The sequence below is a fragment of the Streptomyces sp. NPDC087859 genome (assembly GCF_044742595.1).
GTDB classification, from domain to species: domain Bacteria; phylum Actinomycetota; class Actinomycetes; order Streptomycetales; family Streptomycetaceae; genus Streptomyces; species Streptomyces canus_F.
Window position 1 is genome coordinate 126,456 of record NZ_JBIUUU010000007.1, and the last position, 19,944, is coordinate 146,399.

The 19,944-nt window shown below is 70.2% G+C and carries 19 protein-coding genes; 6 read left to right on the forward strand and 13 right to left on the reverse strand.

Going from position 1 to position 19,944, the window contains the following annotated elements:
- Positions 1-151 precede the first annotated feature (151 nt).
- From aroB to ACIOHP_RS18280, 5 genes are all read right to left on the reverse strand, one after another.
- Complete coding sequence (gene aroB / locus ACIOHP_RS18260; protein WP_401888569.1) at positions 152-1,243, reverse strand: 3-dehydroquinate synthase; 1,092 nt, start codon at positions 1,241-1,243, stop codon at positions 152-154.
- Positions 1,240-1,755: a shikimate kinase gene (locus ACIOHP_RS18265; protein WP_401888572.1), complete on the reverse strand. Its 516-nt coding sequence runs from the start codon at positions 1,753-1,755 to the stop codon at positions 1,240-1,242. The genes aroB and ACIOHP_RS18265 overlap by 4 nt, the downstream gene beginning before the upstream one ends.
- Positions 1,752-2,936, reverse strand: coding sequence for a chorismate synthase (gene aroC / locus ACIOHP_RS18270; protein WP_401888575.1), 1,185 nt, complete (start codon positions 2,934-2,936; stop codon positions 1,752-1,754). The genes ACIOHP_RS18265 and aroC overlap by 4 nt, the downstream gene beginning before the upstream one ends.
- A gap of 171 nt (positions 2,937-3,107) precedes the next feature.
- Positions 3,108-3,458, reverse strand: coding sequence for a hypothetical protein (locus ACIOHP_RS18275; protein ID WP_401888578.1), 351 nt, complete (start codon positions 3,456-3,458; stop codon positions 3,108-3,110).
- Positions 3,459-3,505: 47 nt separating this feature from the next.
- Positions 3,506-4,345 carry a shikimate dehydrogenase gene (locus ACIOHP_RS18280; protein WP_401888581.1) on the reverse strand — a complete coding sequence of 280 codons (840 nt, stop codon included), beginning with the start codon at positions 4,343-4,345 and terminating at the stop codon, positions 3,506-3,508.
- Between the two features lie 196 nt (positions 4,346-4,541).
- Here ACIOHP_RS18280 and ACIOHP_RS18285 point away from each other — a divergent pair, with 196 nt between their 5' ends.
- Positions 4,542-4,985, forward strand: a complete 444-nt coding sequence (locus tag ACIOHP_RS18285) for a serine/threonine protein kinase (protein ID WP_401888583.1) — start codon at positions 4,542-4,544, stop codon at positions 4,983-4,985.
- A 58-nt stretch (positions 4,986-5,043) separates the two neighbouring features.
- Here the strand turns inward: ACIOHP_RS18285 and mltG are convergent, their stop codons facing one another.
- The 5 genes from mltG to ACIOHP_RS18310 form a co-directional block, all read right to left on the reverse strand.
- Positions 5,044-6,753 (reverse strand): endolytic transglycosylase MltG, encoded by a 1,710-nt coding sequence (mltG, locus tag ACIOHP_RS18290; RefSeq protein WP_401888585.1) that lies wholly within the window; start codon positions 6,751-6,753, stop codon positions 5,044-5,046.
- 122 nt (positions 6,754-6,875) lie between these two features.
- On the reverse strand, positions 6,876-7,340 hold the full coding sequence (gene ruvX, locus ACIOHP_RS18295) for a Holliday junction resolvase RuvX (protein ID WP_307037572.1): 465 nt from the start codon (positions 7,338-7,340) through the stop codon (positions 6,876-6,878).
- Positions 7,341-7,342: 2 nt separating this feature from the next.
- Positions 7,343-10,015: an alanine--tRNA ligase gene (gene alaS, locus ACIOHP_RS18300; protein ID WP_401888587.1), complete on the reverse strand. Its 2,673-nt coding sequence runs from the start codon at positions 10,013-10,015 to the stop codon at positions 7,343-7,345.
- Positions 10,015-10,374 (reverse strand): hypothetical protein, encoded by a 360-nt coding sequence (locus ACIOHP_RS18305; protein WP_327715899.1) that lies wholly within the window; start codon positions 10,372-10,374, stop codon positions 10,015-10,017. Before ACIOHP_RS18305 ends, alaS begins: the two co-directional genes overlap by 1 nt.
- A gap of 9 nt (positions 10,375-10,383) precedes the next feature.
- Positions 10,384-10,818, reverse strand: a complete 435-nt coding sequence (locus ACIOHP_RS18310) for a DUF948 domain-containing protein (RefSeq protein ID WP_046260067.1) — start codon at positions 10,816-10,818, stop codon at positions 10,384-10,386.
- Between the two features lie 159 nt (positions 10,819-10,977).
- On the opposite strand from ACIOHP_RS18310, the gene ACIOHP_RS18315 reads away from it, so the two are divergent.
- Complete coding sequence (locus tag ACIOHP_RS18315; RefSeq protein WP_401888591.1) at positions 10,978-13,113, forward strand: ATP-binding protein; 2,136 nt, start codon at positions 10,978-10,980, stop codon at positions 13,111-13,113.
- A gap of 30 nt (positions 13,114-13,143) precedes the next feature.
- Here the strand turns inward: ACIOHP_RS18315 and rpsD are convergent, their stop codons facing one another.
- From rpsD to ACIOHP_RS18330, 3 genes are all read right to left on the reverse strand, one after another.
- Positions 13,144-13,758, reverse strand: coding sequence for a 30S ribosomal protein S4 (gene rpsD / locus ACIOHP_RS18320; RefSeq protein WP_266833177.1), 615 nt, complete (start codon positions 13,756-13,758; stop codon positions 13,144-13,146).
- 314 nt (positions 13,759-14,072) lie between these two features.
- Entirely contained in the window at positions 14,073-15,428 is a 1,356-nt protein-coding gene (locus ACIOHP_RS18325; RefSeq protein WP_361557901.1) for a replication-associated recombination protein A, read from the reverse strand.
- Positions 15,429-15,484: 56 nt separating this feature from the next.
- On the reverse strand, positions 15,485-16,141 hold the full coding sequence (locus ACIOHP_RS18330) for a vitamin K epoxide reductase family protein (protein WP_361487262.1): 657 nt from the start codon (positions 16,139-16,141) through the stop codon (positions 15,485-15,487).
- A 146-nt stretch (positions 16,142-16,287) separates the two neighbouring features.
- On the opposite strand from ACIOHP_RS18330, the gene ACIOHP_RS18335 reads away from it, so the two are divergent.
- The 4 genes from ACIOHP_RS18335 to ACIOHP_RS18350 are packed head-to-tail and all read left to right on the forward strand — an operon-like array spanning position 16,288 to position 19,821.
- Positions 16,288-17,154 (forward strand): ABC transporter ATP-binding protein, encoded by an 867-nt coding sequence (locus tag ACIOHP_RS18335; protein ID WP_401888595.1) that lies wholly within the window; start codon positions 16,288-16,290, stop codon positions 17,152-17,154.
- Complete coding sequence (locus tag ACIOHP_RS18340) at positions 17,151-17,996, forward strand: ABC transporter permease (RefSeq protein WP_401888597.1); 846 nt, start codon at positions 17,151-17,153, stop codon at positions 17,994-17,996. The genes ACIOHP_RS18335 and ACIOHP_RS18340 overlap by 4 nt, the downstream gene beginning before the upstream one ends.
- On the forward strand, positions 17,993-19,201 hold the full coding sequence (locus ACIOHP_RS18345; RefSeq protein WP_401888600.1) for a sensor histidine kinase: 1,209 nt from the start codon (positions 17,993-17,995) through the stop codon (positions 19,199-19,201). Before ACIOHP_RS18340 ends, ACIOHP_RS18345 begins: the two co-directional genes overlap by 4 nt.
- Complete coding sequence (locus tag ACIOHP_RS18350; RefSeq protein WP_361557887.1) at positions 19,198-19,821, forward strand: response regulator transcription factor; 624 nt, start codon at positions 19,198-19,200, stop codon at positions 19,819-19,821. The genes ACIOHP_RS18345 and ACIOHP_RS18350 overlap by 4 nt, the downstream gene beginning before the upstream one ends.
- Positions 19,822-19,944 lie beyond the last annotated feature (123 nt).

Sequence of the window (19,944 nt, forward strand, 5' to 3'; positions counted from 1 at the left end):
GTCTCGTACAGGCAATTGGCGCTGGCAGCAGGGTACGAACCCCGCTCCTTACCGAACGGTACCGTCCCCGGCCGCCGTTTGGTGAACGGCCGGGGACGACCCTAAGTGCCCGTGCCCGTAAGGCAAATCGGACGGATGGCGCCTGTGCGGACTACTCGCCCACCTCGCCGTACGCGGCGAGCAGCACGGCCGGGTCGGGGCCCTCCAGGACGGTGGGCTTGCCCAGTCCGTCCAGGACGATGAAGCGCAGCAGGTCGCCGCGGGACTTCTTGTCGACCTTCATGTTCTCCAGCAGCTTGGGCCACTGGTCGTAGCGGTAGTGCAGCGGCAGGCCGACCGACTCCAGGACCGTACGGTGACGGTCCGCCGTGGCGTCGTCCAACCGGCCCGCGACACGGCCGAGTTCGGCCGCGAAGTGCATGCCCACGGCGACGGCGGCGCCGTGCCGCCACTTGTACCGCTCGTTCTTCTCGATGGCGTGGGCCAGCGTGTGACCGTAGTTGAGGATCTCCCGCAGCCCCGACTCCTTCAGGTCCGCGGAGACGACCTCGGCCTTGACCCGGATGGCCCGCTCGATCAGCTCGGACGTGTGCGGGCCCGCCGGGGTGCGAGCGGCCTGCGGGTCCGACTCGATGAGGTCCAGGATCACCGGATCGGCGATGAAGCCGGCCTTGATGATCTCCGCGAGTCCGGAGACGTAGTCGTTGACCGGCAGGGACTCCAGCGCGGCCAGGTCGCACAGCACACCGGCCGGCGGGTGGAAGGCCCCGACGAGGTTCTTGCCCTCGGCGGTGTTGATGCCGGTCTTGCCGCCGACGGCCGCGTCCACCATCGCCAGGACGGTGGTGGGGATCGCGATCCAGCGCACGCCGCGCAGCCAGGTCGCGGCCACGAAACCGGCCAGGTCGGTGGTCGCGCCGCCGCCGACGCCCACGACGACGTCGGTACGGGTGAAGCCGGACTGGCCCAGCGCCTTCCAGCAGTAGGCGGCGACCTCGGCGGTCTTGGCCTCCTCGGCGTTGGGCACCTGGATGGCGACCGTCTCGAAGCCCTGCTCGGCGAGGTCGGCCCGTAGCGCCTCACCGGTCTCGGCGAGCGCCTCGGGGTGGACGACCGCGACCCGCTTGGCCTTGGGGCCGATCAACGCGCCGAGCTCGCCCAGGAGTTGACGGCCCACCAGGACCTCGTACGGCTCGCTGCCCGCGGTGCCGCCGACCTGGATCCGCGTCGCTGCCTCGCTCATGCTTCCTTCAACTCCAGTGCGTCCAGGGCGGCTTGGGTGACTTCTTCGGGCGTACGGCCGTCCGTGGCGACGACCGCCGTGGCGATCCCCTCGTACAGGTGCCGCCGTGCCTCCATCAGCTCGCGCCACTGCTTGCGCGGGTTGACCGCGAGCAGCGGGCGGGCGGCGTTGAGTCCGGTGCGCTGGACCGCCTCCTCGACGTCCATCGAGAGGTAGACGACCCGCTGCCCGGCAAGGAGCACGCGGGTGTCCTCGTCGAGGATCGAGCCGCCGCCGAGGGCGAGGACACCGTCGTGCTCGGCGAGCGCCCGGCGCACGGCGTCCTTCTCGATCGCCCGGAAGACCGGCTCACCCTCGTCGACGAAGATCTCGGCGATGCTCCGGCCCTGCTCGGCGACGATGTCGTCGTCCGTGTCCCGGTAGCCGACGCCCAGCCGTGCGGCCAGCAGCTGCCCGACGGTGGACTTGCCCACGCCCATCGGGCCGACGAGCACCACCTGCGGACGGGTCATCGGATGGCCAGGTTCTCGAGGTACGACCGGACGTTCCGGCGGGTCTCGGGCACCGAGTCGCCGCCGAACTTCTCCGCCACCGCGTCCGCGAGGACCAGGGCGACCATGGCCTCGGCGACGATGCCCGCGGCGGGCACCGCGGAGACGTCGGAGCGCTGGTGGTGGGCCTGGGCCGCCTCGCCGGTGGTGACGTCCACGGTCTGCAGGGCGCGCGGGACGGTCGCGATCGGCTTCATCGCCGCACGTACGCGCAGCAGCTCGCCCGTGCTCAGACCGCCCTCGGTGCCGCCGGCGCGGCCGGAGACGCGGCGGATGCCCTCGGGCGTGTTGACGATCTCGTCGTGCGCCTTGGATCCGGGCACCCGCGCCAGCTCGAAACCGTCACCGAGCTCGACGCCCTTGATGGCCTGGATGCCCATGAGCGCACCGGCCAGACGGGCGTCCAGCTTGCGGTCCCAGTGCACATGCGAGCCGAGGCCCACCGGGACGCCGTAGGCCAGGATCTCGACCACGCCGCCGAGGGTGTCGCCGTCCTTGTGGGCCTGGTCGACCTCGGCCACCATCGCCTTCGACGTGTCCGCGTCCAGGCAGCGCAGCGGGTCGGCGTCCAGCTTCTCGACGTCGGCCGGGGTGGGGTACACACCCTGCGGGGCCTTCACGGAGCACAGCTCGACGACGTGGCTGACGATCTCGATGCCGGCCGTCTCCTTGAGGTACGACCGGGCCACCGCGCCCAGGGCCACACGCGCCGCGGTCTCGCGGGCGGAGGCGCGCTCCAGGATCGGGCGGGCCTCGTCGAAGCCGTACTTCTGCATGCCGGCGAGGTCGGCGTGGCCGGGGCGCGGGCGGGTCAGCGGCGCGTTGCGCGCGAGTCCGGCCAGGATCTCCGGGTCGATGGGGTCGGGAGCCATGACCTGCTCCCACTTGGGCCACTCGGTGTTGCCCACCATGATCGCGACCGGGGAGCCGAGGGTGAGGCCGTGCCGGACGCCGCCGAGGAAGGTGACCTGGTCCTGCTCGAACTTCATCCGGGCACCGCGTCCATAACCGAGGCGGCGCCGGGCGAGGTGGTCCGCCACCATCTCCGTGGTGATCGGCACGCCGGCGGGAAGGCCCTCCAGCGTCGCGACGAGTGCGGGGCCGTGGGACTCCCCCGCGGTCAGCCAGCGCAACCTGCTCAACGGTGCTCCTCAGTGCTCGCGCCCTCGTACTGCCCTGCGTACACGCGTCCTCGCGTACGGCAATGGCGCGACCGGGTGCGCGGCCCCGGCCCGCCACCTTCGATCCTCCCATGTCCGGCACGCTCCTCCCGCCGCTGGTCCATCAGGCGGACGGATGCGCACCGGAACGGCTCAGACGGAACCGTTCCCCTGCCGGTTCTGCGGCGCGTAGGCCCCCAGGAAGTCGGCACCGCTCTGCTGGGCGGGCGCCGGCTGCGGCGCGGCCGGCGCCTGCTGGGGCGCGTACGCACCGAGATAGTGGGCGCCGCTGCGCTGCCCGTACTGCGCCGCCGCGTGGACCGGCTGCCCGTTGCGCAGGGCACGCCCGTAGTCGATCCTGCGCTTGAGCTTGACGGCCCAGGACACCACCACCGCGAGCACGACCAGGGCGATCACCGTGATCTGCACCCAGTCGGGCATGAACTTCAGTACGGCTTCGAATATCTCGCTCTTGCCGGATGCCAGCTGCATGCCTGCGGACACGTCTGTACTCCCCTCCCGGTTCCACCCCCTGCGGAACCCGGAGGATCCTAGCGGGCGGCCAGCGCGCGCTCGCCCGCTTTTCGCATGGCCGCCAGCGGGGCCCGGGCACAGCCCGTCATCTGCTCGACCTGCAGCACCGCCTGGTGCACCAGCAGGTCGAGTCCGCTGACCACGGCCCCGCCGAACATGGACCAGCGGGCCGCGAGCTCGGTGGGCCACGGCTCGTAGAGCACGTCGAAGAGGGTGGTGGGCCGCTCGGGTACGGCGGCGGCCAGGGCGTCCGTCGTACCGGCCGGGGTGGTGGCGATCACCAGCGGGCGGTGCAGCGCGTCGGCGGCGTCGGCCCAGTCCTCGGTACGCACCTCGACGTCGAGTCGCTCGCCCCACTGCCGCATCTCGGCGGCGCGGGCCTCGCTGCGGACGTAGACGACGACCTCACCCGTGCAGACCCGGGCCAGCGCGGCCAGCGCGGAGGACGCGGTGGCGCCCGCGCCGAGGATCGCGGCGGAGCCCACCTGCTCGATGCCGTGCTCACGCAGGGCGGCGACGATCCCGGGGATGTCGGTGTTGTCGCCGACGCGGCGGCCGTCCTCGGTGAACACGAGGGTGTTGACCGCCTCGACCGAGGCGGCGGTCTCGCTGACCTCGTCGAGCAGCGGGATGACGGCCCGCTTCAGCGGCATGGTCAGCGACAACCCGGCCCACTCCGGGCCCAGGTCCGCGACGAACCCGGGCAGCGCGGCCTCGTCGAGGTCGAAACGGTCGTACGACCAGTCCGTGAGCCCCAGTTCCTCGTACGCGGCGCGGTGCAGCACCGGCGAGAGCGAATGGTCGATGGGCGAACCGAGCACGGCGGCCCGGCGGGTGTCAGTGGCCCGAGCTGTCATTGAACCTGTCCTTGAGCATCGCGAATCCGCCCTGCGGCGCCTGCGGATCCGGTCCGTGTCCCGACGTCGGCCCCCAGTCGAACAATCATCCGAAAATCGCCACTCGGCGTCCGGAAACCCGCTGTCTGACGACCCCTCCGGATCGTATCGTCCCTCGCGTCTTGATCCTTTGTCAGTGAGGACACCCCACACCACCATGAGACACGTTCTGAGAGCAGTCGTGGCGATCTGCGCCGCCCTGGGCATCTCCCTGGCGTTCACGGGCTCCGCACAGGCGGCGAGCAACCCCGTCACCGTCTGCGGTTCGGGCTACTACGTCCAGTCGTCCCACGAGCTGGGCCTGTACCTGGAGACCGGCGGGCCACAGGCGATCGTGTACCTGCTCTACAACTCCTCGACCGGCTACAACTGCGCGGTCACGGTCGTCACGGGCGAGCAGATCGGCAACCCCGTCAACGTCGGCATCCGTGCCGAGGGCGGCACCTGGCTCAAGGACCCCGGCAACTACAACTCGTACGCCGGTCCCGTGCGGGTGAAGGCCGCGGGCAAGTGCGTGCAGTACATGGGGTCGACCCGCTGGTGGAGCTCTTCGTCTCCGTACACCGACACGTACACGAGCCCGCTGGGCTGGTGCGGCTGACGGATCGGCCGAACGGTCGGGCCCCGGGGCGGACTTCCGCCGCGGGGCCCGACCGTTGTCAGTCCTCGTTCCTCGACGCGTTGAACCGCTGGACCAGCTTGTCGTGCTCCGCGAGCGTCTTGGTGAACTTGCTGGTCTTGCCGTCCAGCGAGATGAAGTAGTACCAGCCCTGCTTCGTCGGGTTGAGCGCTCCCTTGAGCGCCTCCGCACCGGGGTTGTCGATGGGCCCGGGGGGCAGCCCCTTGACGTAGTACGTGTTGTACGGGTTGTTGTACTGCTTCAGCTCGGCGATCGTCAGGTCGATCTTGCTCTGGTTCTTGACGTAGTTGTACGTGGAGTCGAACTCCAGGGAGCCGTACGTTTGCGGGTTCCCGGGCTTGAGCCGGTTGTAGACGACCTCGGCCATCTTGCGGAAGTCGTCGTGGCTGGTGCCCTCGGCCTGCGCGAGGCTCGCCACGGTGAGCAGCTCCCAGGGACCGTCGAGGCCCAGGCCCTCGGCCTTCTTCTCCAGGCCGAGCTCCTCGTACGTGTCGTTCGCCCGGGCGACCATCTCCTTGAGGACGGCCTCCGGCTTCTGCCCCTTGCTGGCCGCGTAGGCGGAGGGGTAGAGGAACCCTTCGAGCGGATCCTTCAGATCGGAGTGGCCGAGCGCCCAGTCGGGGAGCCCGAACTCCTTGTACTTCTGCTTCGCGACCTTCGCCGTGGTGCCCTTGTCGAGGTCGAGGCGCTTGTCGATCTTCGCGTAGACCGCCGTGTTGCGCTCGCCCTCGGTGACGATCAGGTTGTTCTGGCTCTTGGGGTCGAGCATCAGCTCCACGGCGCTCTCGCCGGACATCTGCTTGTTCAGCAGGTAAGAGCCGGCCTGGATCTTGCCCGCGTCCTTGTTCTGAGTGAACGCGGAGACGAACGCGTCGACGCTCTTGACGACGTCCGCGTCCTTCAGCAGCCGCCCAATCTCGGCACCGCCCGCGCCCTTCGGTACCGAGATCGGCACCGTCGCGCTGGTGCCGTCACCCGCGTAGTCCGGTGCCGAGGCGAAACGATCCTTGTAGAACTGGTAGCCGAAATACCCCACGCCACCGACCCCGCCACCGAACACCAGCAGAACCACCAGGCACGCGCAGCCACTGCGCCGTTTCTTCGGCTTCTTGCCGCCGCGGCCCCTGCGGTCGCCGCGTCCGCCCTCGTCGTCGGTGTCCTCGGCATCGTCCTCGTCGTCATCGCCGCCCGCGAAGAAGGCGTGTTCGCCCTGGTCGGGGCCGGGATCCCAGTCCGCCCGCTGCGGCTCGGGCTCGGTGCGGCGGCGGCTCGGCGGCTCCGGCGGCGGGTAGGCGTCGGGGGTGCCGTAGTAGTCCGGCTGCTCCCCGGTGCCGTACGCGGCGACCTGCTGGCCGTAGGGGTCCGACGGGTCCGTGTACGGGACGTGCGTGTGCGTCCCGGTGCCCCAGGCGTTGTTGTCGTACTGCTGCTGGTGCTGCTGGGGCGCGTACTGCTGCTGGTCGCAATTCTGGTTCGGGTCGTACTGCTGCTGGTCGTACTGCTGCGGGTACTGCTGCTGCGCCTGACCGTAATCGCCTTGCTGGCCCGTGCCCCAGTCGCCGTACTCCGACTGCTGCTGCGGCTGCTGCGGGTAGTGCTGCGGCTGGCCGCCGTAGGCAGCTTGATGGCCGACGTGGCCCTGCTGCCCTTCCCATCCGCCGTCCCCGTAATACGGGTCCTGCGGATGCCACGGTTCGGAGCCTTCCTGGCCCCGGCCATACTCAGTCATCGATCCCCTAGAGCCGCGAGGCGGCGGTCGCGCGGCTTGTGGCCCGGCATCAGTTCCGCCTCTCTCTGTGCGGCATCTGTTCGAACAGCGCCGCAGTCGCGCGGAACGTTACCGTATCGCGATCAGATGACCACTTCGACGCTCTCTCCGGGTGCTTTACCTGACACCCGTTCGGATTCGAGCGCCTGCTGGAGGATGATCACAGCGGCGGCCTGGTCGATGACGGAGCGGCCCTTCTTGGATTTCACGCCCGAGGCGCGCAGTCCCTGGCTGGCCGTCACCGTGGTCATCCGCTCGTCCAGCAGCCTCACCGGTATCGGCGCGATGCCCTTGGCGAGCTCCTGCGCGAAGGCCCTGACCTTCACCGCGGCCGGGCCCTCGCCCCCCTTGAGGGAGCGAGGAAGACCGACGACGACCTCGATCGGCTCGTACTCCTCGACGATCTGCTTCAGCCGTCGATGGGCGGCCGGGACGTCCCGGCCGGGGACCGTCTCCACCGGGGTGGCGAGGATCCCGTCGGGGTCGCACGAGGCGACCCCGATCCGGGCGTCCCCGACGTCGATGGCGAGTCGGCGGCCTCTGCGCATCGTCACTTCGCGGTGTCCGCGACCAGACGCTCGACGGCCTCGACGGCCTCGCCGATCGCGGCCGGGTTCTGGCCGCCGCCCTGGGCGACGTCCGGCTTGCCGCCACCGCCGCCGCCGAGGGTCTTGGCGGCCGCGCGGACCAGCTCGCCGGCCTTGAGGCCACGCTCACGGGCGGCCTCGTTGGTGGCGATGACCGTGAGCGGCTTGCCGTTGACCGTGGTGAACAGCGCCACGACCGCGGCCCGGCCGCCCTGGATGCGGCCGCGTACGTCGAGGACCAGCTTGCGCAGGTCGTCGGCGGTGGTGCCGTCCGGGACCTGACCGGTGACCAGAGCGATGCCGCGGACGTCCTTGGCGGACTCGGCGAGACCGCCCGCGGCCTGCAGGACCTTCTCGGCGCGGAACTTCTCGATCTCCTTCTCGGCGTCCTTCAGCTTGCCGAGCATGGCGGAGACCTTCTCCGGGAGCTCCTCCGGGCGGCCCTTGATCAGCTCCTGGAGCTGGGCGACGACGGTGTGCTCACGGGCGAGGAAGTTGTAGGCGTCGACGCCTACGAGGGCCTCGATACGGCGCACACCCGAGCCGATCGACGACTCGCCGAGCAGCTTGACCAGGCCGAGCTGCGAGGTGTTGTGCACGTGGGTGCCGCCGCACAGCTCCTTGGAGAAGTCGCCGATGGTGACGACGCGGACGCGCTCGCCGTACTTCTCGCCGAACTCGGCGATGGCGCCCTGCTTCTTGGCCTCGTCGAGGCTCAGGATCTCGGCGTGCACATCGAGGTCGCGGGCGAGCACCTCGTTGATCTTCTGCTCGACGTCGGTCATCACGGCCGTGGGAACGGCGGACGGGGACCCGAAGTCGAAGCGGAAGCGGCCGGGCTGGTTCTCGGAACCGGCCTGGGCGGCCGTCGGGCCGAGCGCGTCACGCAGGGCCTGGTGGGTGAGGTGGGTGGCCGAGTGGGCGCGGGCGATGGCCGTGCGGCGGCGGGAGTCGATCGAGGCGTGGGCCTTGGCTCCGACGGTGACCTCGCCGAACTGGACGACGCCCTTGTGGACGTAGACGCCCGGGACCGGCTTCTGGCAGTCGCGGATCTCGATGACGGCACCGGAGTCGACCTTGATCCTGCCGGTGTCACCGATCTGGCCGCCGCCCTCGGCGTAGAACGGGGTGCGGTCCAGGACGATCTCGACCTCGTCGCCCTCGGTGGCGGCCGGGGAGGAGGTGCCGTCGACGAGGATGCCGACGATGGTGGACTCGCCGTCGGTGTCCGCGTAGCCGATGAACTCGGTCTCGCCGACCTTGTCCGCGATCTCGCGGTAGGCGCCGGCGCCGGCGTGGCCGGTCTTCTTGGCCTGCGCGTCGGCCTTGGCGCGCTCCCGCTGCTCCTTCATCAGACGGCGGAAGCCGTCCTCGTCCACGGACAGCCCCTGCTCGGCGGCCATCTCCAGGGTGAGGTCGATCGGGAAGCCCCAGGTGTCGTGGAGCAGGAACGCCTTGTCGCCGGACAGGACGGTGCCGCCGGACTGCTTGGTCTCGGTGACGGCGGTGTCGAGGATGTTCGTGCCGCCCTTGAGGGCCTTGAGGAACGCGTTCTCCTCGGCGACGGCGACCTTCTCGATCCGCTCGCGGTCGGTGACGAGCTCGGGGTACTGCTGGCCCATCATGGCGATCACGGTGTCGATCAGGTCGAGCACGACCGGACCGGTGGCTCCGAGCAGCCGCATGTTGCGGATGGCGCGGCGCATGATGCGGCGCAGGACGTAACCACGGCCCTCGTTGCCGGGGGTCACACCGTCGCCGATGAGCATCACGGACGTCCGCATGTGGTCGGTGACCACGCGCAGGGAGACGTCCGACGCGTGGGCGTCGCCGTACGCGACACCCGTCAGCTCGGTGGCCTTCTTGATGACGGCCATGGAGGTGTCGATCTCGTACATGTTCTGCACGCCCTGCAGAATCATCGCGAGCCGCTCGAGGCCGAGGCCCGTGTCGATGTTCTTGCTGGGGAGCTCGCCGAGGATCTCGAAGTTGTCCTTGCCGATGCCCTCGCCACGCTCGTACTGCATGAAGACGAGGTTCCAGATCTCCACGTACCGCTCGTCGTTGACGGCGGGGCCGCCCTCGACGCCGAACTCGGGGCCGCGGTCGTAGTTGATCTCGGAACAGGGGCCACAGGGTCCGGGGACGCCCATGGACCAGTAGTTGTCCTTCATGCCGAGGCGCTGGATGCGCTCCTTGGGCACGCCGATGATCTCGTTCCAGATGCGCTCGGCCTCATCGTCGTCCTTGTAGACGGTGATCCAGAGCTTCTCCGGCTCCAGGCCGTAACCACCCTTGTCCTGGGGGCTGGTGAGCAGCTCCCAGGCGTACTTGATGGCGCCTTCCTTGAAGTAGTCGCCGAAGGAGAAGTTGCCGCACATCTGGAAGAACGTGCCGTGCCGGGTGGTCTTGCCGACCTCTTCGATGTCCGGCGTGCGCACGCACTTCTGCACGCTGGTCGCGCGCGCCCACGGCGGCTTGACCTCACCGAGGAAGTAGGGCTTGAAGGGGACCATGCCGGCGGGGACCAGGAGCAGAGTCGGGTCGTCCGCGATGAGCGACGCCGAAGGGACGACGGTGTGACCGCGCTCCTCGTAGAAGCTCAGCCAGCGGCGGCGGATCTCGGCCGACTCCATCAGTGGTCCTCGTTTCGGTTGTACGGGTACGTCCGGTACGTCGATCCCTCGACGTACTTCGGGTTGTTGCGGTTCTCGATGGCGGTGTACCGCCGGGGTGCGGGGAGTTCGGGGTCGACCGGGGCGTTCAGCCCCAGTGCGTCGCCCAGTTCTTCCTCCCGCTGGGCCATGTTGTCGCGGACGTCGAGCGCGAAGCCCACCGCGCGGTCCTTGATGCGGTGACCGGCCTCGAGCGCCTTGTTCGCCGCGGTCGCGGCGAGGCTCTCGGGGGTCAGCTGCCTCAGCTTGCGGTTGACCTTGGTGGTGGCCCACACACCGGCGGCGACGCCCGTGCTGAACCAGAACGTACGGCGGAACATCGCTAGGTCTCAGTCCTTCTTCCGCTTGCTCCGTCGTGACGCCGGAACGGTGCGGCCCACGATCACGGTACGCCGGGGTGCCTTGGCGGGCACGTCGTCCTTGCGGCCGCTGATCGCTCTGCGCACGCCGTATCCGAAGGCCGCGACCTTGACCAGGGGGCCGCCGAAGGTGGAGGCGACGGTGGTGGACAGCGCGGAGGCGTTGGAGGTGACCTCCTGGACGTCCGAGGCGATCGCGTCCACCCGGTCGATCTGGGTCTGCGCGGAGCGGACCGCCGAGGAGGCGTCCGCCAGGAGCGGGACGGCCTGGTCGGTCACGTCCGCCACCAGCTTGGTGGTCGCCCTGAGCGTCTGGGCCAGCCTCGCCAGCGCGACGGCGAGGAAGGAGACCAGGATCGCCCAGAAGACGGCCACCAGGATCCCGGCCACCTCGCCACCGGACACCGCGCACCCGCTCCCTGTACGTGCCTGAACATCGAAAAAGTCGTGCAGTGAGCCTATCGCGCCGCGGGCGGGCCTCCGCACCGGATTACCGTGCGCGCGAGAGCGCGTCGCGCGGAGCGATTGTACGGACCGAACACGCTTCAGTACGCTCCGTGTTCCATGCGTGACGATCGGCTCTGCGACGGCAATCTCCCCCTCGAACTGGACGCGTTCGTGGGCCGCTCGGCCGAACTCGCCGCACTCTCCCTGGCTCTGGAGAGCTCGCGACTGGTGACCCTGACCGGCCCCGGCGGCATCGGCAAGTCCCGGCTGGCGGCACGGGCGGCGCTGCGGGACGGGGCGTGGCGGGTCGATCTGGCGTCGGTGCGCGATCCGGAGTTCGTCGACTTCGCGGTCGTGGAGGCGCTGGGGCTGACCGACCACACCACCCGGCTGCCGCGCGAGATCCTGCTCGCACACCTGGCCCGGCCGGAGCGTGAAGTCCTGCTGGTTCTCGACGGGTTCGAGCACCTGGTGGACGTCTGCGCCGAGCTGGTGACCGATCTGCTGCACCGGGCGCCGGGGCTCAGGGTGCTCGCCGTGGGCCGCCGTCCGCTGTCCGTGGCGGGCGAGCGGGTGTTCGCGCTGGAGCCGCTCACCGAGGCCGAGGCCGTGGAGCTCTTCGTGGACCGGGCGGACCGGCAGGGCGTGTCCGTCGCCGCCGATCCCGACGTACGGGAACTGTGCCGGCGTCTCGACGGCATCCCGCTCGCTGTCGAGCTGGCCGCCGGGCGGCTGCGGGCCCTGTCCCCCGGTCAGCTGCTGGAGCGGCTCGACGACCGGTTCCGGCTGCTGACCGGCGGGGGGCGGGACACTCTGCCCCGGCATCGGACGCTGCGTACGGCGATCGGCTGGAGCCATGAGCTGTGCACGCCTCAGGAGCGGCTGCTGTGGTCCCGCCTCTCGGTGTTCGCGGGGCTGTTCGACCTGGAGGCCGTGGAGTACGTGTGCAGCGGCAACGGGCTGGCCGAGCAGGACGTTCTCGACGTGCTGACGGAGCTGCTCGCGCAGTCCGTGGTCGGGCGCGAGGAGACCGCGACGGGCGTGCGCTACCGGATGCTGGACACGGTCCGGGCGTACGGCGCCGAGTGGCTGGAGGCGACCGGGGACGCGGACCGGCTGCGGCGACGGCACCGCGACTGGTATCTGGGCCTGGCGACCTGGTGCGAGCTGGACTGGTTCTCCCCGCGGCAGGCGGAGGTGGCCGCCCGTATCGACGCGGAGCTGCCGAATCTGCGCAGCGCCCTGGAGCACTGCCTCGGCGACCCTGACGAGGCGCATCTGGGCCAGTACCTGGCAGGTTCGCTCTGGTTCTTCTGGGTCGGCTGCGGACGGCTGTCGGAGGGCCGGCACTGGCTGGAGCAGGCCGTGCGGCTGGAGTCCGACAACGAACTGTCCCGGCTCAAGGCGCTGTGGGTGCTCGGCTACGTCGCGATCCTGCAGGGCGACACGGTACCGGCGCTGGCCGCGCTCCATGAGTGCCGGGAGGAGGCGGAGCGGTCCGCGAACCCGACGGCTGTGGCGTACGCCGAGCACCGCACCGGCTGTCTGGCGCTGGTCAGCGACGACATGGCCCGCGCGGAGACGCTGCTGCGCTCGGCGCTGGAGCGTTACCAGGAGATCGGCGAGCTCAACAGCAACGTCCTGATGGGCCAGGTCGAGCTGGCGATGACGCGCGCGTTCCAGGGCGACCTGCCGGAGGCGGTACGGCTGTGCCAGGACGTCCGCCGGGTCTGCGAGGACCACGGCGAGGGCTGGACCAGGTCGTACGCGCTGTATGTGCTGGCGTACGCGGCCTGGAGCGAGGGCGATCTGCCGGCGGCCCGCACGCTGCTGACCGACTGTCTGGGCGCCGCCCACGCCTTCCACGATCTGCTCGGTTCGGTGCTGACGATCGAACTGCTGGCGCTGGTCACGGCGGCCCAGGGCGACACGGCGGAGGCCGCGGTGCTACAGGGCGCCGCCGCCTCGATGTGGCCCTCGGTGGGCCTGCCGCTGTTCGGCTCCGCCTACTACAACGCGCCGCACGAGCTGTGCGAGGCGACGGCCCGCGAGGGCCTGGGCGACGAGCGGTACGCGGAGTGCGTGCGGACGGGGGGCCGGCTCGGCCGGGACGCGGCCGTGGCCCGGGTGCTGGGGCGGAGTCCGGAGGCGTTGCCCGTGCCGCGCGGACCCGCACGGCACGCTCAGGGTGGCGCCGCCATGCAGGAACCCGCCGCCTCGCCCACCCGGAAGGGTGGGGAGACGGCGGGCTGAGGTGGTGCGTGTACTACGTCCGGCTGGTGATCAGCGGGCGTAGTACTCGACGACGAGCTGCTCGTCGCAGATCACCGGGATCTCCTTGCGGTTCGGCTCGCGGTCCAGGCGGAACGCCAGGGCGCCGAGGTTCACCTGGAGGTAGCGCGGGGTCTCGCCGTCGGGGGCGAACCCACCGGCGCGGGCGACCTCGAACAGCGTCTTGCTGCGGCTGCGCTCGCGGACCATCACGACGTCGTCGGGACGGACGCGGAACGACGGCTTGTCGACCTTGCCGCCGTTGACCTCGATGTGGCCGTGGACGACCATCTGGCGGGCCTGGTAGATCGTGCGGGCGATGCCCGAACGCAGGACCAGCGCGTCGAGACGGCGCTCGAGCTCGATGATCAGGGCCTCACCGGTCTTGCCCTGCACCTTGGAGGCACGCTCGTAGGCGCGGACGAGCTGGCGCTCGGACACGTCGTACTGCGCACGCAGACGCTGCTTCTCGAGCAGACGGACCTTGTAGTCCGAGTTCTGCTTGCGGCCACGGCCGTGCTCACCCGGGGGGTAGGGGCGGGCCTCGAAGTACTTGACGGCCTTCGGGGTCAGCGCGATGCCGAGGGCACGCGACTTCTTGACCTTGGGGCGGGACTGGTTCGCCACAATCTCTCATTTCTCAGTGTTCGGCTCGTCAGGGTTGAGGGAGGTCGCATCCGCAGCCGGGGAAACCCGCCGGGTCCGTTGCCGGGCCTGATGGGCAGCCGCTCCCCTGGTCTGGGCACATACGTGCAGCACGCGAGTGGCCCACCGACCGGTCCCGTCATGCGACGAGTGGTGGTGGGCTGCCCGCGACACCAATCGAACGGTGCGCGACGCTCCTGGAGCCGATCCGGGGACTGGGTCCTCTGACTGGCTCCGGCTGACTGTCCTGTTCTGACTGCACAGGACGCAGCACTCCGAGGGATTCTACAGGGCGCTCAGGACCGCTTGCGACCGAGGTGCGCTCTGGTCCACTCGACCGCGTCCGCGTACCGCGCCTCGGCGCCGTGCCTGGTCGGCGCGTAGTACTCGCGGTCCTTGAGGGCGTCCGGGGCGTACTGCTGCTCGGCGATGCCCTCGGGCAGATCGTGCGGATACACATACCCCTGCGCGTGGCCGAGCTTGGCGGCGCCCTTGTAGTGCCCGTCGCGCAGGTGGGGCGGCACGGATCCGGCCAGCCCCTTGCGTACGTCCTCCATGGCCGCGCCGATCGCCGTCGTCGCAGCGTTGGACTTGGGGGCCAGCGCGAGGGCGATGGTGGCGTGGCTGAGGGTCAGGGCGGCCTCGGGGAAGCCGATCATGGCGACGGCCTGGGCGGCGGCGACCGCGATCGGCAGGGCCTGGGGATCGGCCAGGCCGATGTCCTCGCTCGCGGAGATCATCAGGCGGCGGGCGATGAAGCGGGGGTCCTCGCCGGCCTCGATCATCCGGGCCAGGTAGTGCAGCGCGGCGTCGACGTCCGAGCCGCGGATGGATTTGATGAGGGCGCTGGCGACGTCGTAGTGCTGGTCGCCGTCGCGGTCGTACTTCACGGCGGCTCGGTCGACCGTCTCCTCGAGCGTGGTGAGGGAGATCTCCGCCTCGGCCTTGTCGAGCGCGGCCCCGGCGGCGGCCTCCAGGGCGGTCAGGGCCCGGCGGGCGTCACCGCCGGCGATCCGCAGGAGGTGGTCCTCGGTGTCCTCGGGGAGGGTGACGGCGTCCTTGAGGCCGCGGTCGTCGCCGAGCGCCCTGCGCAGCAGCCCGCGGAGATCGTCGTCCGTGAGGGGTTCGAGGGTCAGCAGGAGCGAGCGGGACAGCAGCGGGGAGATCACCGAGAAGTACGGGTTCTCGGTGGTCGCGGCGATCAGGGTGACCCAGCGGTTCTCGACGGCCGGGAGGAGGGAATCCTGCTGGGCCTTGCTGAAGCGGTGGATCTCGTCGAGGAAGAGGACGGTCTCCTTGCCGTACCCACCGGTGGCGCGGCGGGCTCCCTCGATGACCGCGCGGACCTCCTTGACGCCCGCGGTGATCGCCGACAGTTCGACGAAGCGCTTGTTGGTGGCCTTGGAGACGACGTAGGCGAGGGTGGTCTTGCCGGTGCCGGGCGGACCCCACAGGATCACCGAGGACGGGCCCGCCGGGCCGCCCGTGCCCTCGCCGACCAGGCGGCGCAGGGGCGAGCCGGGCTTCAGCAGATGCTGCTGGCCCACCACCTCGTCGAGGGTGCGCGGACGCATCCGCACCGCCAGGGGACTCCCGGCGGGGTCCTTCTCCTGGCGCTCTTCGGCGGCTGCGGTGAACAGGTCGGGCTCCACGTCAAGAACCCTAATTCACCGCACTGACAATCCCGCCGGCGCCTGTGCGGTGCAGGTCAGCTGGTCCAGAAGTCCCACCAGCGCGTCAGGATCAGCATGCCGATGATCCCGATGTGCAGAACCGGCAGCACCCAGGTGAACTCGCCGAAGAAGCCCTTCAGCCAGCGCGGGGCGGGCAGGAAGCCGTTGCGCACGTTGAACGAGGTCACGTACCAGAACATGATGATCGTCGCGACCCAGGCCAGGGAGCACCACAGGCACAGCGCGTTGATCCGGTACAGCGACTGGAACATCAGCCAGGCGCAGAAGGAGACACCGAAGAGGGTGCCGGCGTTGAAGGTCAGCCAGTACCAGCGCGGGAAGCGGGCGCGGGCCAGCAGGCTCATGCCGACGCAGATGACGATGCCGTAGGCGACGAGGCCGAGCACCGGGTTGGGGAACCCGAAGGCGGCTGCCTGCTTGGACTCCATGACGCTGCCGCAGGAGACGACGGGGTTCAGACTGCAACCCGGGGTGAAGGTCGTGCCCGCGACCTTGGCCTCGAGCAGCTTGAACTTGTCGATCGTGATGACCCACGCGGCGAGCAGGCCGGCCGCGCCGGTGAGCAGCAGCATGACGGCGAAGGCACGACTGCCACCCACCAGCCGTGGCTCAGCGGCCGTCCGCTCCGGCTCGGGCTCGGTGGAGACGTCTTTGACTGTGGTCTTGCTCATCACGCCGATTCCGTCTGCTTGAGAGTTGGACCTTCTTCGGGCAGGGGCCATTGTGCCGTACACGGGGCCGTGTCCACCGTTCGGTGGACATAAGGAAGTACGCCTGGTCGTCCCTGAGCGTTCGGTTCCGGTCGAAGCTCGGGGGCATGACAGCACACGCGAACGAACTCGCGGTGGACGTTCGGGGGCTGCGCAAGCAGTACGGCGACGTGACCGCGGTCGACGGTATCGATCTCGGCATCGGCAGGGGTGAGGTGTTCGGCCTGCTGGGGCCCAATGGCGCGGGCAAGAGCACGACGTTGGAGATCCTCCAGGGCAACCGGAGCCGGGACGCGGGCGAGGTCCGGGTGCTCGGCGTGGATCCGGCGAAGGGCACGCGTGCGTGGCGCTCACATGTCGGAATCGTCTGGCAGGACGAATCGGCGCCCGCCGAGTTGACGGTCCGCGAGACCGTCCGGCACTTCGCCCGCTACTACCCGAAGCCGCGTGACCCGGAGAAGGTCATCGGCCTGGTGGGTCTGGAGGCGAAGGCGGACAGCCGCCTCAAGGCCCTCTCCGGCGGTCAGCGCCGCCGCCTCGACGTGGCACTCGGGGTGATCGGCGACCCCGGACTCCTGCTCCTGGACGAGCCGACGACCGGCTTCGACCCAGCCGCCCGGCGCCAGTTCTGGGACCTGATCCGCACCCTGTCCGAGGAGGGCACGACGATCCTCCTCACCACGCACTACCTGGAGGAGGCCGAGGCACTGGCCGACCGGCTCGCGGTGGTCACCGCCGGGCGGATCGTCGCCGAAGGCCGCCCGGCCGCCCTGCGGGAGCGGCACGGCACCGAGGCCACCGTCGAGTGGACCGAACCGGACGGCGCCCCGCGCACCGAGCGGACGGACACCCCGACCCGCACGGTCGCCGAACTCATGCACCGCTTCGACGGCGAGATCCCGGGGCTGCGGGTGAGCCGCCCCACGCTGGAGGACGTCTACCTCCGGCTGACCGGACAGGAGGACGCGCGATGACGACAGCTGCCGTACAGCTGCGGGCCGATGCGCTCGCCGAAAGGCTGCCCGGCGCCTGGGGTGTCGGTCTGCAGCGCGGTGCCCTGGAGATCAAGCAGTTCTTCCGGCTCCGCGACCAGGTGGTGTTCACCTTCGCCTTCCCGGTCGTCTTCCTGTTCCTGTTCGCGTCGATCTTCAGCGACGACGTCGACGGCGCCGGCATCACGGCCTCGCAGCTCTACGTCCCGGCGATGATGGCCGCGGGCATCATGTCGACGAGCTTCCAGTCCCTCGGCATCTCCATCGCCATCGAACGCGAGGAGAAGGTGCTGCGCCGCCTGCGCGGCACTCCGATGCCGCCGGCCGCGTACTTCCTCGGAAAGATCTGGCTGGTTCTGGTCACCGGCCTGATGGAGACGGCGATCCTGCTGCTCGTCGGCACGACGCTCTACGACGTGGATCTCCCCTCGGACGCGACGCACTGGTTCCACTTCACCTGGATCTTCGTCCTCGGACTGACGGCGTGCGCCCTGCTCGGCATCGCGATCAGCTCGGTGCCCAAGTCCGGCAAGAGCGCGACCTCCGTGGTCGTACTGCCCTTCCTGGTCCTGCAGTTCATCTCCGGGGTGTACATCGCGATCGACACCATCCCGAACTGGATGCTGAACATCGGTGCCCTGTTCCCGCTGAAGTGGATGTGCCAGGGTCTGCGCGGGGTGTTCCTGCCGGACTCGGCGCAGGTCCTCGAACAGGCCGGCGGCTGGGAGTTCGGCCGTATCGCCCTGGTCCTGGGGGCCTGGTGCGTCGGAGGATTGGTGCTGTGTCTGCTGACCTTCCGGTGGAAGAACCGGCGCGACGGATGAGGATCCCTTCCGGGCTGGTGGGCGCCTACACCTGGGACCGTTCGTTCCGGCTCTGGGACACGTACTTCGCGCTCATCTGGCTGGCCACCTCGGTGTTCGTGCTCTGCACGGACTTCCCGGGGTGGCCGGTCCGGGTCACGGCGGCGGCGCTGCTCGTGCCGTTGATCCCGCTGTACGTCGTGGTCGGGCGCCCCATCCTGCGGGGCGATCCGCCGGACGAGCGCCGGGCGTTGGTCTTCCTGGCGGCCATGATGGCGCTGTTCCTGCCGTCGGCGGTGCTGGTCGGCGAGACGCGGCTGATGACGTTCGCGCTCGTGCCGCCGTGCTTCATGACGCTGCGCGTGCGGTGGGCGCTCGGGGCGGTGGCCGTCATCAACCTCGTGCCCGTGGCGGGCTGGGCACTGTTGTGGTGGCCGAGCGACCTGGACGTCTTCTTCAACTCGATGTTCGCGGTCGTCACCTTCGTCTTCTCGGCGGCCGTCGGCAGCTGGATCATCCGGATCATCGAGCAGAGCCAGGAGCGCGCCGAGCTGATCGCCGAGCTGGACTCCAGCCGGCACGAGGCGGCCCGGCTGTCGGCGGCCCACGGGGCGCTGGCCGAGCGGGAGCGGATGGCCCGGGAGATCCACGACACGCTCGCCCAGGGCTTCACCAGTCTGCTGATGCTGGTCCAGGCGGTCGAGGCCGAGCTGGAGCACGACGTGCCGCAGGCCCGCCGTCATCTGGCACTCATGGACGAGACGGCCCGGCAGAACCTCGCCGAGGCACGAGCCCTGGTCGCCGGGACGGCACCGGTCGACCTGGAGGGCGCCTCGCTGCCGGACGCACTGCGCCGCCTGGCCGCCCGCCATGAGGCGACGTTGGAGGTGACGGGCCCGGTGCGTCCGTTGCCGGCCGGCCCCGAGGTGGTGGCCCTGCGCTCATGCCAGGAGGCACTGTCGAACGCCCGCAAACACGCGGGGAGTTCGGCGTCCGTCGGGATAGCGCTGGCCTACACCGACGCGTCGCTCATCGTGTCCGTACGGGACGACGGCCACGGCTTCGACCCACCGTCCGCGACCGACGGTTACGGTCTGGCGGGGCTGCGCGCCCGAGCCACCGAGGTCGGCGGGACGGCATCGATCCGCAGCGCGCCGGGAGACGGCACGACGGTGACCGTCCAACTGCCGGTACCGCCCGTACCGCCCCTTGGGAGTTCCACATGATCCGGATCATCCTGGCCGACGACCACCCCGTGGTACGGGAGGGGCTGCGGGCCATGCTGAGCGCCGAACCCGACCTGGACGTGATCGCCGACGCGTCCAGCGGACCGCAGGCCGAGGCGTTGGCGGCGGAGCTCCGGCCGGACATCGTGCTGATGGATCTGCGGATGCCTGGCGGCGGGGGCGTGGACTCGATCGAGCGGATGGCCGTGGCGGGGCTCGGGTGCCGTGTGATCGTCCTGACGACGTACGAGACCGACCGGGACATCCTGCGGGCCGTGGAGGCGGGTGCGGCCGGGTATCTGCTGAAGGATCTGCCACGGGGTGAACTCGCGGAGGCGGTACGGGCTGCCGCACGCGGCGAGACGGTGCTGGCGCCGTCGGTGGCGGCGAGGCTGGTGGACCAGCTGCGGTCCAAGCCGGAGCGGCCGCGGTTGTCGGAGCGGGAGACGGCGGTGCTGCGGCTGGTGGCGGAGGGGTGTACGAACGCGGAGATCGGGCGGCGGTTGTACATCGGGGAGTCGACGGTGAAGACCCATCTGCTGCGCGTGTTCGGCAAGTTGGGGGTCGACGACCGGACGGCGGCGGTGACGAGTGCGATGCGGTACGGGTTGCTGGACTGAGGTTTCGCCCCCGCTCCTCAAACGCCGGAGCCGAAGCGGGGGTCTGGGGGGCGGCAGCCCCCTGGGACGGGAACGGGAAGGGGCGGCGGGGGCGAAAAATCACCCCACGCACGCCCCCCACCC